This is a genomic window from Gordonia humi, assembly GCF_014197435.1.
Taxonomy (GTDB): Bacteria; Actinomycetota; Actinomycetes; order Mycobacteriales; family Mycobacteriaceae; genus Gordonia; species Gordonia humi.
The window spans coordinates 894931-909735 of record NZ_JACIFP010000001.1; the positions used below are offsets into that span (position 1 = coordinate 894931).

Here is a 14805-nt window from a genome sequence, read left to right on the forward strand (position 1 = left end):
GCGTCATGAGCATCATGATGCTTTTGACGATGGCGGTGGAGTTCGATCCCGACCGCATCGCAGTGACTTCGGGTGATGAGAACATCACCTACGGCGAGCTGCTGGAACGTGCCGAGGCCGTCGGCGCGACGATCCGTGAGAGCGGCGTGGACAACATGGCCCTGCTCGACGTGAACACGGCGGCGTTCCCGATCGCGCTGTTCGGCGCGGCGGCGGCGAACGTTCCACTCGCTCCCTTGAACTACCGGCTCGCCGACGACCGGTTGTCGGCGGCGGTCCGTCGGTTGACCCCGGTCGCACTGTTCCAAGGAGACGGCGTGGCGAGCTCTGTGGACCTGGCCGACGGCGCTCGGCCGATTTCGACGCGACAGCTCCTTGACGCCCGGCCTGCCGCGGATGCGGTTCCTTCGGACCTCGCTGACAGCGAGTCTCCCGCGATCCTGCTGTTCACCAGCGGCACGACGGGGACGCCGAAGATCGCGATCCTGCGCCACCGTCATCTGTTCTCTTATGTCACCTCGACCGTCGAGTTCGCAAGCGCGGCACCCGACGAGGCGATCATGGTGTCGGTACCGAACTATCACATCGCCGGCATCAGCTCGGTGCTCGGCTCGGTGTTCAGCGGTCGGCGGATCGTCCAGCTGCCCAGCTTCAGCCCCGAGGCCTGGGTTCAGACCGCGGCGAGGGAGGGGGTCACGCAGGCGATGGTGGTGCCGACGATGCTCGGCCGCATTCTGGACGTCCTCGACGAGAAGGGCGAGGACCTGCCGAACCTGCGGCACCTCTCCTACGGCGGCGGCCGAATGCCGGTGGAGATCGTCGAGCGCGCGGTGCGGCGGCTGCCGCACGTCGACTTCGTCAACGCGTACGGGCTCACCGAGACCAGTTCGACGGTCACGATTCTCGGACCGGACGACCATCGCGAAGCCCTGGCCAGCGATGATCCGGATGTGCGTGCGCGCCTCGGCTCGGTAGGCCGGGCCGTCCCCAGCATAGAGCTGGAGATCCGCGGCGACGACGGCTCCGTGCTCGGATCCGACGAGATCGGCGAGGTGTACGTCCGCGGCGAACAGGTCTCCGGCGAGTACACGACGCACAAGGTGACCGATGACGACGGCTGGTACGCCACGCGAGACCAGGGGCGTCTGGACAAAGACGGGTTCCTGTTCCTGCGCGGCCGCGCAGACGACATCATCGTGCGCGGCGGCGAGAACATCTCGCCCGAAGAGGTCGAGGATGTCATCGCTGCGCATCCAGCGGTGGCGTCGGCCGCCGTCGTCGGCGTGCCAGACGTCGAATGGGGCGAACGCGTGGAGGCCGTCGTCGTGTTGACCGAAGAGATCGCCGACCTCGATGGCGAGTTGACGTCCTGGGTCCGGGATCGACTGCGTTCGACCCGTGTTCCGACGGCGTTCCACGTCCGCGACGAGCTCCCGTTCAATGAGACCGGCAAGCTGCTGCGCCGTGTGCTCCGCGTCGAACTCGCCGAGAACGCCAAGGCGGGTGCACAGTGATCGCGGTGGAGGCCGAGGAGATCGGCGACATCCGAGCGGTGGCCGCGGACTTCTTCGACCGGCACGCAGTCGCCCTCGATGACGACGACGCACCGCGTTACGACCGGGTGGTCTGGGCGCGCGCCTGCACCGAGCTCGGAGTGAGCGCGATCGGCGAACCCGAGAGCGACGGTGGTCTCGGCGGCGGTGCTGCGATGCTCGCCGCTGTGCTCGTCGAAGCAGGGCGCACGCTCAGTCCACTCCCGATTCTGGGGTCTGCGGTACGTGCGCAGACGGCGCTCCGGGCGATCGCGTGGCCAGAGGCCCGTGCCGGGCTGCTCGAGCCTCTGATGGGTGGAGACCAGGTGGCTACGCTGGCTCCGACCGATACGTCGCTGCGGGCCGTGACCGCGCGAGAGGGAGACCACGCCTGGCTCCTCGACGGCACCGTGGGACGTGTCCTGGACGGCGACACCGCCGATGTGGTGCTCCTCGTGGCCGCCGTCGGCGACGGCATCGGCCTGTTCGCGGTGCGCGACGGTGTGGAGTGTCGTCGGCAGACCTCGATCGACGTCACCCGCAGCTTCGCAACGCTCGAGCTCGCCGGCGCCCCAGCGCAACTGCTCGGGACCGCGGAGCCGTCGGCGCTCGCCGAGATCGAGCAGTGGTCGACCCTCGCCGTCGTCGCCGATCAGGTCGGCGGCGCACAGGAATGTCTGAACACCACCGTCGAGTATCTGAAGACGCGGGTTCAGTACGGGCGGGTTCTCGGATCGTTCCAAGCGTTGAAGCACCAGTGCGCCGAGCTCGCTCTCCGCGTGGACGAGGCACGGTCGGCGCTGGCACACCTGGTGTGGGCGCTCGACGAGTCGCCGTCGGATGTGGCCGAGGCGGCTGCGATAGCCTCAGTCGTCGGAGCCACGACCTACGTCGCATGTGCGGACGAGGCCGTTCACCTGCACGGCGGCATCGGCTTCACCTGGGAGCACGACGCGCACCGCCACGTGCGTCGCGCGTTGACCGATCGCAGCGTCTTCGGATCCGTCCAGACCGCACGCGAAGCCGTGCTCGCTGCGCGCGGGCTCTGATCACCCACCACTCTCAACGACAACCAGTTCGCCATTCGGGAGGAATTCTCATGACCACCAACATTTCACCGAGCCTTTCTCATCTCGCATCGACATCCGCGAAGTACCTCGACGGAAAGTTCTTCGGGCACGTCGTCGACGGCGTCGTCGTCGAGTCCCTCGACGGTGCGACTCTGCCAGTCCTGGATCCGTCGACCGGTATCGAGGTCGCCACGATGGCCAGCGGCAAGATCGCCGACGTCGATCGAGTGGTCGGGAGCGCACGTGCGGTGTACGAGAACGGGACATGGCGCAACATGGCCCCGCTCGAGAAGGAGGCGCGGCTACACGAGTTCGCGCGTCTGATCGACGAGCACCGGGAGATCTTCGGCGACCTCGACGCCCTGGACTCGGGGCTGTTGCGCAGCTACACCAAGTTCCTCGAAGACTTCGGTGTCGACGCGACCGCCTACTTCGCCGGCTGGCCGTCGAAGCTGCACGGCAGTATTCCGCCGGTGCCGGCCGGTATGAACGTGCAGCAGCGTCGTGTCCCGCGCGGCGTCGTGGCGCTGATCGTTCCCTGGAACGGACCGACCGCGGTCGTCGCGTTCGCCGCGGCGATTCTGGCCACCGGCAACTCGGTGGTGCTGAAGGCCGCCGAGAACACACCGATGACGGCCGTGCTTATGGCGGAACTCGCGGTACAGGCCGGCATCCCGGCCGGCGCGTTCAACGTGCTGCAGGGCACCGGAGCGAACGTCGGAACGGCGCTCGTCGAGCACCCGGGCACCGATTACATCATGTTCACCGGTTCGGCGGCCACCGGCCGAGCGATCCAGACTGCGGCGGCCAAGACGCTGACCCCGGTCGCGCTGGAACTCGGCGGTAAGAGCCCGTTCATCGTCTTCGACGACGTCGACATCGCCGAGACCGCGACTGCGGCGACTGCGACCGTCTGGGGCGGACAGGGCCAGGTGTGCAACGCGGGAACCCGCATCCTGGTGCAGCGATCGATCCACGACGAGCTCGTCGCGGCGATGGTCGAATCCACCAAGGAGTCGATCAAGGTCGGCAATGTCTTCGATCCGGTGTCCACGATGGGGCCGCTGGTCTCTCAAGTTCAGCTCGATCGGGTCGCGGGCTACGTCGAACTCGGCAAGACCGAGGGCGCCGATGCGGCTCTCGACGGTGGAACCATCGGTGATGGCGGCTTCTTCCACGAGCCCGTCATCTTCACCGGTGTCCGTAACGAGATGCGGATCGCGCAGGAGGAGATCTTCGGCCCGGTGATGTCGGTGATCCCGTTCGACGACGAGGCCGAGGCTCTGCGCATCGCCAACGATGTCGAGTACGGCCTAGCCGCTGGTCTCTTCACCAACGACCTCCGCCGCACCGGTCGGATGGTCGAGGGCCTAGAGGCAGGCACCGTATGGGTCAACACCTTCCAGTCCGGATACCCGAGCGTCTCCTACGGCGGCGTCAAGCAGTCGGGTTACGGCCGCACGATGGGCGAGGACATGATCCACGAACTGACGCAGGTCAAGAGCGTGTGGATCGCGTCCTGACGAGTCTCGACCAGCACAAGGAGCAGAACATCATGTCGCAAGTCCTCGAGGGCAAGATCGCTCTCGTCACCGGAGGCACGCGCGGTCTCGGCCGCTCCATCGCGCACGGCCTCGCGGAGGCGGGTGCCACGGTGGTGGTGTCCAGCCGCAAAGCGGACGCCTGTGAAGCGGTCGCCGCCGAGATCGCGGAGGCCACCGGCGCGAAGACCCTGGCGTTGCCGATGCACGTCGGACACTGGGATTCAATCGCGCCGACGCTGACGCGTGTCGAGGAGTCGGTCGGCCCGCTCGACGTCCTGGTCAACAACGCGGGCATCGCGCCGTTGTCGCCGTCGCTGCTGGAGCAGTCCGAAGGGCTGTACGACAAGACGATGGAGGTCAATCTCAAGGGGCCGTTCCGTCTCATGGCGGTGGCGGGCGACCAGATGGCACGGTCGGGCGGTGGTTCGATCATCAACATCTCCAGCATCGGTTCGCAGCGGCCGAGTGCCGCAGAGGCCACATACTCAGCGGCCAAGGCCGGCCTCAACGCCCTGACTCAGGCGTTCGCGCAGGAGTACGCGCCGCACGTGCGGGTGAACTGTGTGATGCCCGGTGCGTTCGCGACCGACATGGCCGCGGGGTGGAACGAGGAGTTCGTGGACAAGGTCGTCGGCGGGTTGCCCGCCGGACGTCTCGGCGATCCTGCCGAACTCGTCGGCATGATCGTGCACCTGGCGAGTGATGCCAGCTCGTACACGACCGGCGCGATCATTCCCATCGACGGTGGACGCCTCTCGGTCTACTGACCGCCCACTGAACGCCCTCGCGCCTCATGAGACGGGGCGAGGGCGTTCAGTGGACGTCAGCGCCACTGGACCAGTTCGCTGGACCGGTCCGGGTACCGCGACCGGTAGTTCTCGACGACATCGGCGATGTGCTCCTGCATCAACGTCGAGGCCTTGCGCGGGCGGCCGGCGATGATGGCCTGTGCGATGTCGATGTGCTCGTCGTTGAGGTGACTCTGCTGCGTCACGGGCTCGTCGGCGTTCAGAACGTGCTCGACGACGATGTGGGTGATCGCCTGGGTGATCAGCGTGAGCACGCGATTCCCGCTCAGCTCGGCGATTACCGCGTGGAAGTTGTTCAGGTCGCTGAACACCTCGGTTTCATCGTGTTCGTCGATCTGATAGCCGAGGAACCGCGCGAACGCGCGTTCTTTGAGGTGTTTATCGGAGATGCGGGCGACCTTGGCGGTCAACTGGGGCTCGATCGTCTCCCAGGTGTCGAAGACCTCGTCGTACGTCGCGCCGCTGAGGTGGAAGTAGAGGGTGGCCGTGCGTGCCAGGTACGACGCGTTGAGTGCGCTGACGAAGGGGCCCCCACCCGGACCTCGCTTGAGTGCGATCATGCCCTGGACTTCGAGGATGCGGAGCGCCTCACGAAGCGTCTCCCTGCTGACCGGGTACTGCGCGAGCATGTCGACCTCGGCGGGGAGCCGGTCGCCGACCTTCAGACCGAGGCGGACGATATCGGAGACGATCGACGCGGCGGTGACCTCGGAGGCCTTGGGCTGACGCTTCGCATCGGAGGTCTTGTCCGCGGTGTAGATCGGATTGTCCGGGTGATAGATGATCGGCAGTCCGCGCCCGCCTGTGTTCTGAGTCATCGACGCCCCCTTCGTTGCTGTGGCCGTCATCCTAATGAACGGGCGATGTGTCCTGAGCACAAGGCCGTCGACGTTGGTCGGCGGCAGGTCGATGCGTCAGAACGGTGAGGAGCCGCCGTCGACGTTGAGGGTGGTGCCGGTGATCGCGCCGGCGCTCTCGGCGAGCAGGCTCATCGCCCCGTGCGCGACCTCGTCGAGAGTCGCGTGCCGCCCGGTGCGGGTGAGCAGCTTGTAGTTCGTCTGCGGATCGGCGTACCGCCCGCTGTTCGCCCGGCCGGCGGATGCGGACTGGCTGCGCACACGCGTGGGAATGTCGACGTACCCCGGGCACAGCGTGTTACAAGTGATACCGAACTCGCCGACGTCGAAGGCGATCGACTTCGCGAGCCCGATGAGCGCGTGCTTGGCCGTGACGTACGGTCCGACACCGGGTAGCGTCGGCAATTTGCCTTCGAGGGACGCGACCATCAGGATCCGTCCCCAGCCGCGTTCGATCATCTGCGGAAGCACTGCGTGGGTCGCTTCCACCGAGGTCATGACGTTCAGTTCGAAGCCGCGGCGGTACGAGTCCGGGGAGATCGTGTCGATACGGCCGTACTCGCCGGTGCCGCCGCCGACGTTGTTGACCAGGATCTCGATCGGGCCGAGTCGGTCGGCGACGAGCCTCGCGACGCGACCGGGCTCGCCGTCGGCGAGTGCGTCGGACTCGATGAAGTGGAGCCGATCTCCGACGTCGAGCGCGGCGAGCATCCGCGCGCCCTTCTCGGCGCGTCGGCCGGTCACGGCGACGTGAGCTCCGTCGTCGAGGAGTGCCGTCGCGATCGCGCGACCGATGCCCTCGGTGCCGCCGGTCACCAGCGCGACGCGTCCTTCTCGTGCTCGGTCGTCGGCCATGTCGGCTCCTCGTCGTCGATGAGGTCAGGTGAGTCCTGTTCCTATTCGGACCATAGACCATCGACCCTGTTTCTACCGATGAATTAAGGATCGCGAGACAAATTTATCCTGAGGAACTATTGACGAACGCTGATGTGATGTGTTGAATGCAGGTTACTGCACAGTGAAGTTCATCACTGTCAATGCGCGGTCTGAGCGCTGAGGTCAAGGAGCAGTCCAGTGGATTATGTGATCGCATTCGAAGAACGGGACCGGTGTGTCAACGAGACCGTCGGCGGCAAGGGGAAGAACCTCGCCGAACTCGTGGCAGACGGCTTCGATGTTCCGGGAGGATTCATCGTCTCCACGGAGGCGTACGGGCTCGCACTCCAGGAGGCTGGTTTCGCCTCTCACGTCCTGGCCGACGTGCGCACGATCGATTACGACGACCTCGCCGCGCTCGACTCGGTGAGCGGACGCATCCGCAGCATGATCGAGGCCGTCGCGATACCGGCCGCCCTCCGTGACGAGGTGGCGAAGGCCTACGCGTCGCTCGGCGACGACATGCGCGTCGCCGTGCGCTCGTCAGGCACCGCCGAGGACACCGCGGCCGCGAGCTTCGCCGGCCTGCACGACACATTCCTGGAGATCTGCGGCGTCGACGACGTGCTCGACGCGATCCGCCGGTGCTGGGCCTCCATGTGGACCGCGCGCGCGGTCTCGTACCGCAACTCCAACGGATTCGACCACGGCGAGGCGAGCATCGCGATCGTCGTGCAGGCGATGGTGCACTCAGCGATCAGCGGTGTCATGTTCACCGCCAACCCGTTGAACGCCCGCACCGATGAGATGGTGATCAACGCGAGTTACGGACTCGGCGAGGCGATCGTCTCGGGCCAGGTGACTCCCGACGAGTATGTCGTGGGCGGCGACGATCTCGCGATCAAGCGCGCGCATATCGGCGACAAGGCACTGACCATCACGCGTGCGGAGTCTGGCAGCGGAACGGTCACGGCCGATACGGCGGGGGTCGATCGAACCCGTCCGGCGTTGACCGACGAGCAGATCGTCGAGCTGGCTGGGATCGGCCGCGAGGTCCAGCGCCACTACGGAGGGCTGCCGCAGGACATCGAGTGGGGGTACGTCGACGGTCGCTTCCACTTGCTGCAGGCGCGCCCGATCACCGGCGTGGACTTCACCTGGGACGAGGGCGTCGACGACTGGCAGACTCTGCCGGACGACGAAGACGCGCTGTGGACCTTCAAGTACTCGGAGCAGTACTGGACCGGCGGCATCACCCCGCTCTTCTACTCGATCCGGGCCCGGGAGTCGCACCGGGGAATCATGGACATGAGTGCACTCGCCGGCTTCCGGGACCTCCTCGAACTCCGCACGTACAAATACCGTTTCGGCACCGCCTACTACAGCGTCGACTGGGATGAGCCGTTCCAGCGTTACGCACTGCCCCGGCTCTTCCGGCCGAGTGGTTCGTTCAACGTGCCGGAGGACATGCAGGCGGCGACGCATGCCGAGCCGTTGGACGTCAAGCGATGGCTGCGCATGATGGCGTCGATCAATTCGTCGCCCACATCGTCGTTCTACGGCTGGAAGAAGAATGCGCGGAAGTTCATCTTCACACCCGAGGAGGTGGCGAAGGCCAACGGACTGTCGGAGACCGACATGCGCAAGCTGTCGGATTCAGCGCTGTACCGCTATGAGCGCGACCTCCAGGAACAGGCGATCAAGTTCATGGAGTCGCTATGGGTCGGCACTCATGTGCAGAATCTCATGATCATGGGCGGGTTCGCGCAGATGGTCGCCCGTTACTACAAGGGTGAGAACGCACTCATCGGCCAGGAACTGATGAGCGGTCTGCCGACCAACCTGCAGAGCCAGGAGAGTCAGGAGTTCTTCCGCCTGTCGGAGCTGATCCGACACTCGCCGGTGCTGCGGCAGACCTTCGACGGGAATCAGGGGGCGGCGTTCTTCACCGCACTCGAAGACTCGGAGGAGGGACGCGCGTTCCTTGAGCGCTACACGGTGTTCCTGACCGAACACGGTCACCGCGGACATGCCGACCGCGACATCTACTTCAGCCGCCGGGCCGACGATCCGAGCATCGACTACGAGGCCTTCCGCATGTATCTGCAGGCGGAGAACCCGACCCCGCCGTGGGAACTCGAACGCACCGTCATCGCCAAGCGTGAGGCAGCATTCGACGAGGTCATGGCGCATATCGGCAAGGTGCGCTTCGGCAAGGTTCTGCAGCAGCTGTTCACCTTCCTCTACGACGAGGTCGTCGACTTCCTCGTCCTGCGCGAGGACTGGCGTCACTACATCGACCGGATCACCTTCGCCAAGCGCAAGGCGTTCCTGGAGGTCGGGCGTCGTGCCGTCGAACGGGGATTCCTCGACGAGCTCGACGACTGCTTCTTTCTGAGTGAGAACGAGCTGTTCTCCCTGATCGACGGTGGGCAGTCGGATGTTCTGGTGAAGGCGAAGATCGCCGGACGGCGCAAGCAGTTCGACCGGATGAACACGCGGATGGTGACCCCGCCGATGCTGCTGCGCGGCAACGATCCGATCGACGACGCCGACGAAGTGATCGAAGGCGCCACCCAGATGGCCGGCATCGGCACCTCGGGTGGTGTGATCGAGGGGATAGCGCGCGTGATGCCGAGCATGTCGATGATCGGCGACCTGAACCCGGGCGAGATCCTGGTGTGCAACGCGACCGATCCGGGGTGGGCTCCAGTGTTCTCGATCATCGGCGGACTCGTCATCGAGACCGGTGGCATGCTCGCCCACGGCTCATGCCTGTCACGCGAGCACGGTATCCCGGCGGTGCAGCTGGTCAACGGAATGCGGATGATTCCCGAGGGCGCCCACATCCGAATCAACGGGACCAGCGGCTCGGTCGAGATCCTCGACGAGGCACTGGCGGCCGCCGGTTCGGCCAAGTGAGCCGCGGCATGGCGACGGCGACGCTGCTGACGGCACCGGGCGACGAGATCCACGATCGCTCGCACGAGCCGACATCGGACGAGAGCTGGCAGGAGAGCTGGTACCTCACGTTCTACGACCCGATCACCGGTGCGGGTGGCTCTTACCACCTCGGTCTGCAGACGCCGCGCGGTCGAGCCGACGTCTGGAACTGGACCGTAGCCGACCGGCGCGTCATCGGACACTTCGAGTCGCTCACCCTGCCGATGCCTGAGGATGATCTGTCCGATCTGGATCTGGGTGGACTCGACATCCGCACCGAGCGTCCGTTGCGCGACTACACGGTCACTGCGACCTACCCGGGCTCCCCGGTGGTGTCCGACATCCGGTACGAGGCGTTCACCGAGCCGTTCGCGTTCGGCCTCGACGGTGACGGCGTGCAGATCGGTTCCAGCCACTACGAGACCTTCGGTCGGGTGACGGGCGCCGTGCACGATGCCGACGGTCGGCGCACGGAGTTCTCGACGTGGGCGTTCCAGGATCACTCGTGGGGACCGCGCGACTGGACGAGCCTGAAGTCGCACCGATGGATCTGCGCGACATTCGGTGAAGACCTGTTCATGTCGGTTTCCGGGTTCGTCACCGCTGCGGGGATCAGGGTGTCGGGTTACGTCTTCGACGGCGAGTTCCGCGCCGTCGAGCATGTGTCGTTCGGGGCGTCGGTCGCCGATGACGGCTATTCGCCGCTCGGTTGCGACGCACAGATCTGGACGATCTGCGGACGCGGATACCACGTGGTCGGTCGGTGCGAGGTCACCGATCTCAACAGCCACGACAACGGGTGGTTCGCGGCGGACGGGCTGACCGTCTTCGAGACGGGAGGGCGACTCGGCACGGGGATGTTCGAAGTCGCCGAATGCAAGACGCTGACGCCGGCGATGCTCGCCGCGCTGGGACGAGGAGGACGGTCATGACCATTGCGGACCCGGTCGTCGACGGAGTGCCGAACTTCCGTTCGCTCGCCGGCCTGACGACACCCGACGGGCGCCGGATCCGCGAGGGCGTGCTGTACCGGACGGAGTCCCTGGCGGGCGCGACCCCGACGGGTCGACGACAACTCGCCGACCTGCACATCGCCAGCATGTGCGATCTGCGCAGCGCCGGCGAGGCGGCGCGTGCGCCCATCGACTGGGGCGGTCCCGAGCCCCAGGCGATCCGGGTCGAGACCCTGCCGGACGCGCGGGTCGCCGGGGAGAATCTGATCCATTCGATCATGGCCGATCCGACCGGGAGGACCGCGTACGAAGTACTTCTCGGCAACGCCCGCTCCATGCCGACATCGTTCGGCACGAGCATGGCCGCCGTCTTCGACGCGCTGCTCGACGAAGACCGAGTTCCACTTGCCATCGGCTGTGTCGCAGGCAAGGATCGGACGGGCTTCGTCACGGCGGTCATCCTTTCGGCGCTCGGGATCGAATGGAGTCAGATCGCCGCCGACTACCTGCGCAGCCGCGAGTACTTCACGGCGGACCGACTCTACGGCTCGATGGTCGCGTGGCTCGACGAGCGTCCCGATCCGATGATCACTGCGGACGATCTTCACGCGGCGTCGAACGACATCGCGTTCCTCGCCGCGTCGTTCGAGGCCATCGACACGGAGTTCGGCGGCTTCGACGAATACCTCCGGAACCGGTGCGGTCTCGACGACCAGCGCCGTGCTCGACTGCAGCAGGCGTTGTTGGAGTCGGCCGGGACGTGACGGACGGGACACGGCCGGTCGCCCGACGAGATTCACGACGGCCCGAGCCGGGCCGCATGAGAAAGGAAAGTGCAATGGGAGAGCTCAGCGGAAAGGTAGCGCTGGTCACGGGGGCCGCTCGAGGACAGGGACGCGCACATGCGGTCACATTGGCCGAAGCGGGTGCGAAGATCATTGCGCTCGACATCGTCGAGAACATCGACCGGGTCTTCTATGATCTCGCCACGCCGGAGGACCTCGACGAGACGGCTCGGTTGATCGAGGCCGCCGGCGGCGAGGTGCTGGCGCTACGCGCGGACACCCGCTCGCAGGATCAGGTGGACGCGGCGGTGCAGGAGGGTTTCGAGAGATTCGGTCGCCTGGACATCGTCGCGGCGAATGCGGGCATCGGCACCACCTTCGCCAAGACGTGGGAGCTGACCGATGACGACTGGTTCAACGCCCTCGACGTGAACCTGACCGGAGTCTGGCGAACGGTCAAGGCTGCCGCACCGATCATGATCGAGGCCGGCAACGGCGGCTCGATGATCCTGACGAGTTCGCTCGCCGGCCTCAAGGGCTATCAACACCTCGCGCCGTACGTCTCGTCCAAACACGGTGTGAACGGGCTGATGAAGGTCCTCGCGAATGAGCTGGGGCCCCACGACATCCGAGTCAACTCGATCTGTCCCGGACTGATCAACACCGACATGATGATGAATCAGCCGACCTATGACATCTGGCGTCCGGACCTCGAACGCCCGACCAAGGCAGATGCCATGGAACTGTTCGACACGTTCCAGGTGCTGCCACTGAAGTACCTGGAACCCGAAGACGTCAGCAAGACGGTCCTCTGGCTCGCATCAGACGCGTCCAGCGTCATCACCGGCGTCGCATTGCGGGTCGACGGTGGTCAGTACGGACGTGGCTGACCACCGCGCAAGATCCCCGGTCCTCGCATACGGACGGACCGGCCGACGTGATTCAGCGCGCGTCGACCGGTCCGCTGCGTCCACCGTCTCGCAGCGTCAGACCTTCTGCTCAGCAGAGGATGTCCACGGCATCGACATACTTCCGGACCTGCGCGTCGCTCGGTGCCTTGCCTGCTTCGGCCTGCAGAACCGGCTTCGCGTACTCGCGAGCCGTCTGGTCGCCGTTCGAGGCCTTGATCTCGCACAGTGACGATCCGAGTGAGACGGCGAGATCGTCCGACACGGTGACGCCCTCACGTTTCAGTTCGGCGAGGAACTTCGAGCGCTTGTCGTTGCGCGGCGATTCGATGTTCTCCGTCGTGCCCTGGGACGGGTAGGTGGGAGGCGCGGCTACCGACGACGTGGCCGACGGTTTCGGCGGCTTCGACGTCGGAACCGAGCTCGACGACGACGAACTCGAGGTCGACGGCGAAGACGTGACCGAGGTCGACGGCGTCGCCGAGGAACTCGGAGCCGGATCGGAGCCGCCCCCGCAGGCGGTCAGCACGACGAGTCCGGCGGCGCCGGCGCCGAGGGCGGCGATTCGCCGCAGATGAGACTCACGCACGGAAGAACCCCTGTCGGTAGGCATTCCACACCGCGTCGTTCCAGTACGGCCAGTCGTGCAGACCCTGGACCGGGAAGAAGGTCTGGTGCGGAACGCGATTGAACATAGCTTGCAGGTCGAAGGCGTGCGTCATCGCCGACGACCCCAGCTCCAGCGGTGCGCCCTGCAGGATGAGCATCGGATTCGCGATGATCGCGTCGAGCGTCGCCGTGTATCCGGGGATACCGCTGCCGGTGCTGATGAACAGCTTCTTCAGACCGCGCATCTTGTTGATCTGCACGAACGGATCGTTGTCGAGCCACCGGGTGCTCCACGGCGGCCCCCACATCGCGTCGACGTTCATCGCCGGAGTCCCGCCGTCGAGCGCGGGCACGATCATCGCGGCGCGTATCGCCTCGCGCATACCCGGCGCGGTCAGGTTCAGATATCCCGACAGGGACGCGGCCGAGTCGAAGTCGTTCTTGTTGTTCCCCGCGATGATCAGCGCGGAACTGCCGCTCATCGACAGCCCCATGATCGCGTACTTGCCCGACGGCCCGCGCAGCTTCTTACGGTCCATCGCGCCGACCAGACTCTTGCTGATCACGCAGTTCCACTTGTAGGTGTAGCCCTGGCGGCTGAAGTTGTCCGGGGTGTTCCAGTCGCTGTAGAAGCTCATGTAGCCGCCGACCGGCTGGATGACGTTGACGCCCTTGGCCGCCAGGTCCGGGCCGACACGTGTGTTGTGCTCCCATCCGCTGACGTCGTTCGTCGCCCGCAGTCCGTCAAGCATCACGACCGTCTTCCGGTTGCCCGGCTTGGTCCACGCACGCACCTTGACCGAATGCGCGGGCCCTCCCTTGCTCTGCGTCGGCATGCCGCACGAGTCGATCCACCACGTCTGCGCGGCAGGCGCGGCGTCAGCGGTACCGACGGTGATCACCGACGTCGCCGTGATCACGGAGACGACGACCGCGAGAGACATCCTGAACAGACGTCTGAGTCGGGATGGGCGCATTGTTTCTCCGTTCGATTCGCTGCTGATTCATTTGCCGATTCCGGCGCATGCACCCGTTCTCGGCAAGGGCATCGAGAGGCTATTCGTCAGCTGATTTCGAAGCGTTACACAGAAGTTCTCGGCGCCACACTTCATGGCTTGTGTGCCGGGTGTATCACCTCATTATCTCCAAATTCTCAGTATTCTCATGGAATCGTCTAAGGCGGCGGGGGAATGGCTTCTCTTCGTTGAAACGAAGGATGCTCGTGTCAATACGCACGGCTCGCCGAGTCGGGAGTTCACGACGCGAGGACGTCGTGACGGCCGGTTGGATCGGGGAGGACTGCTACGGGTGGGACTCCTCGTCGGAAACGATTGGCATCCAGCGAGTATGCCTCGACTCTGTCGACGCGACGGGGATGTGTTGGTAGGTTGCATTCCATGGCGCCTTCGGAATGGCTCGTCTCTCGAATACCGGAATCGATTCTTCCGAGGATTATCGCCTATGCCGGATTCGTAAGATTCGCTCTCGTCGGGCTCTTCACGTTCATTCTCACCACTGTTCTCTTCTTCGGGATGAAGACCACTGTGCTCGACGAGAAGCCGATCACCGCCTTCTCCATCGCGACGTTGATCGCGACCGTCGTCTCCTATGTGTTGAACAGGGAATGGTCATTCGCCGAGCGCGGCGGTCGGTCGAAGCGGCACGAGGCGTCCTTGTTCTTCCTCGTCAGTGCGATCGCGCTGGGAATCACGCAGATCCCGTTGGCGCTCTCGCGGTATGTGTTCGACTTGCAGGCGCCGAACCTGTCACTGGTCGGCGAGCACGTCGCCGATTTCATCAGCGGATCCGTTCTCGGAACGCTGCTGGCGATGGCGTTCCGCTGGTGGGCGTTCCGGAAGTGGGTGTTCCCGACCGAACTGGCCGACGCCGAACCGGAGCAGTCGGAGGTCGATCGCTGA

At 65.4% G+C, this 14805-nt stretch carries 13 protein-coding genes; 9 read left to right on the forward strand and 4 right to left on the reverse strand.

Annotated features, from left to right (window positions below):
* Positions 1 to 5: 5 nt before the first annotated feature.
* From BKA16_RS04020 to BKA16_RS04035, 4 genes are read left to right on the forward strand one after another with little or no spacing between them, the layout of a single operon-like run.
* The gene (locus BKA16_RS04020; protein ID WP_183369461.1) at positions 6 to 1514 is read left to right on the forward strand and encodes a class I adenylate-forming enzyme family protein; all 1509 of its coding nucleotides are present in this window, start codon (positions 6 to 8) and stop codon (positions 1512 to 1514) included.
* Complete coding sequence (locus BKA16_RS04025) at positions 1511 to 2581, forward strand: acyl-CoA dehydrogenase family protein (protein WP_183369462.1); 1071 nt, start codon at positions 1511 to 1513, stop codon at positions 2579 to 2581. The genes BKA16_RS04020 and BKA16_RS04025 overlap by 4 nt, the downstream gene beginning before the upstream one ends.
* 50 nt (positions 2582 to 2631) lie before the next feature.
* Entirely contained in the window at positions 2632 to 4125 is a 1494-nt protein-coding gene (locus BKA16_RS04030; RefSeq protein WP_183369463.1) for an aldehyde dehydrogenase family protein, read from the forward strand.
* Between the two features lie 32 nt (positions 4126 to 4157).
* Entirely contained in the window at positions 4158 to 4913 is a 756-nt protein-coding gene (locus BKA16_RS04035) for an SDR family NAD(P)-dependent oxidoreductase (protein ID WP_183369464.1), read from the forward strand.
* Between the two features lie 56 nt (positions 4914 to 4969).
* Here the strand turns inward: BKA16_RS04035 and BKA16_RS04040 are convergent, their stop codons facing one another.
* Both BKA16_RS04040 and BKA16_RS04045 read right to left on the reverse strand, forming a co-directional pair.
* The gene (locus BKA16_RS04040) at positions 4970 to 5773 is read right to left on the reverse strand and encodes a FadR/GntR family transcriptional regulator (protein WP_183369465.1); all 804 of its coding nucleotides are present in this window, start codon (positions 5771 to 5773) and stop codon (positions 4970 to 4972) included.
* 96 nt (positions 5774 to 5869) lie between these two features.
* Entirely contained in the window at positions 5870 to 6667 is a 798-nt protein-coding gene (locus BKA16_RS04045; protein ID WP_183369466.1) for an SDR family NAD(P)-dependent oxidoreductase, read from the reverse strand.
* 219 nt (positions 6668 to 6886) lie between these two features.
* On the opposite strand from BKA16_RS04045, the gene BKA16_RS04050 reads away from it, so the two are divergent.
* The 4 genes from BKA16_RS04050 to BKA16_RS04065 all read left to right on the forward strand — a co-directional run bounded on the left by BKA16_RS04050 (position 6887) and on the right by BKA16_RS04065 (position 12259).
* Positions 6887 to 9610 (forward strand): PEP/pyruvate-binding domain-containing protein, encoded by a 2724-nt coding sequence (locus BKA16_RS04050; RefSeq protein WP_183369467.1) that lies wholly within the window; start codon positions 6887 to 6889, stop codon positions 9608 to 9610.
* 8 nt (positions 9611 to 9618) lie between these two features.
* The gene (locus BKA16_RS04055) at positions 9619 to 10563 is read left to right on the forward strand and encodes a DUF7065 domain-containing protein (RefSeq protein WP_183369468.1); all 945 of its coding nucleotides are present in this window, start codon (positions 9619 to 9621) and stop codon (positions 10561 to 10563) included.
* Positions 10560 to 11348 (forward strand): tyrosine-protein phosphatase, encoded by a 789-nt coding sequence (locus BKA16_RS04060; protein WP_183369469.1) that lies wholly within the window; start codon positions 10560 to 10562, stop codon positions 11346 to 11348. The genes BKA16_RS04055 and BKA16_RS04060 overlap by 4 nt, the downstream gene beginning before the upstream one ends.
* A 74-nt stretch (positions 11349 to 11422) precedes the next feature.
* A complete protein-coding gene (locus BKA16_RS04065; protein WP_183369470.1) occupies positions 11423 to 12259 on the forward strand; it encodes a mycofactocin-coupled SDR family oxidoreductase in 837 nt (278 codons plus the stop codon).
* A gap of 109 nt (positions 12260 to 12368) precedes the next feature.
* Here the strand turns inward: BKA16_RS04065 and BKA16_RS04070 are convergent, their stop codons facing one another.
* Together BKA16_RS04070 and BKA16_RS04075 are read right to left on the reverse strand one after the other, a co-directional pair.
* The gene (locus BKA16_RS04070; protein ID WP_183369471.1) at positions 12369 to 12866 is read right to left on the reverse strand and encodes a DUF732 domain-containing protein; all 498 of its coding nucleotides are present in this window, start codon (positions 12864 to 12866) and stop codon (positions 12369 to 12371) included.
* Positions 12859 to 13830: an alpha/beta hydrolase gene (locus BKA16_RS04075; RefSeq protein ID WP_183369472.1), complete on the reverse strand. Its 972-nt coding sequence runs from the start codon at positions 13828 to 13830 to the stop codon at positions 12859 to 12861. The genes BKA16_RS04070 and BKA16_RS04075 overlap by 8 nt, the downstream gene beginning before the upstream one ends.
* A 453-nt stretch (positions 13831 to 14283) precedes the next feature.
* Here BKA16_RS04075 and BKA16_RS04080 point away from each other — a divergent pair, with 453 nt between their 5' ends.
* A complete protein-coding gene (locus BKA16_RS04080) occupies positions 14284 to 14805 on the forward strand; it encodes a GtrA family protein (RefSeq protein ID WP_183369473.1) in 522 nt (173 codons plus the stop codon).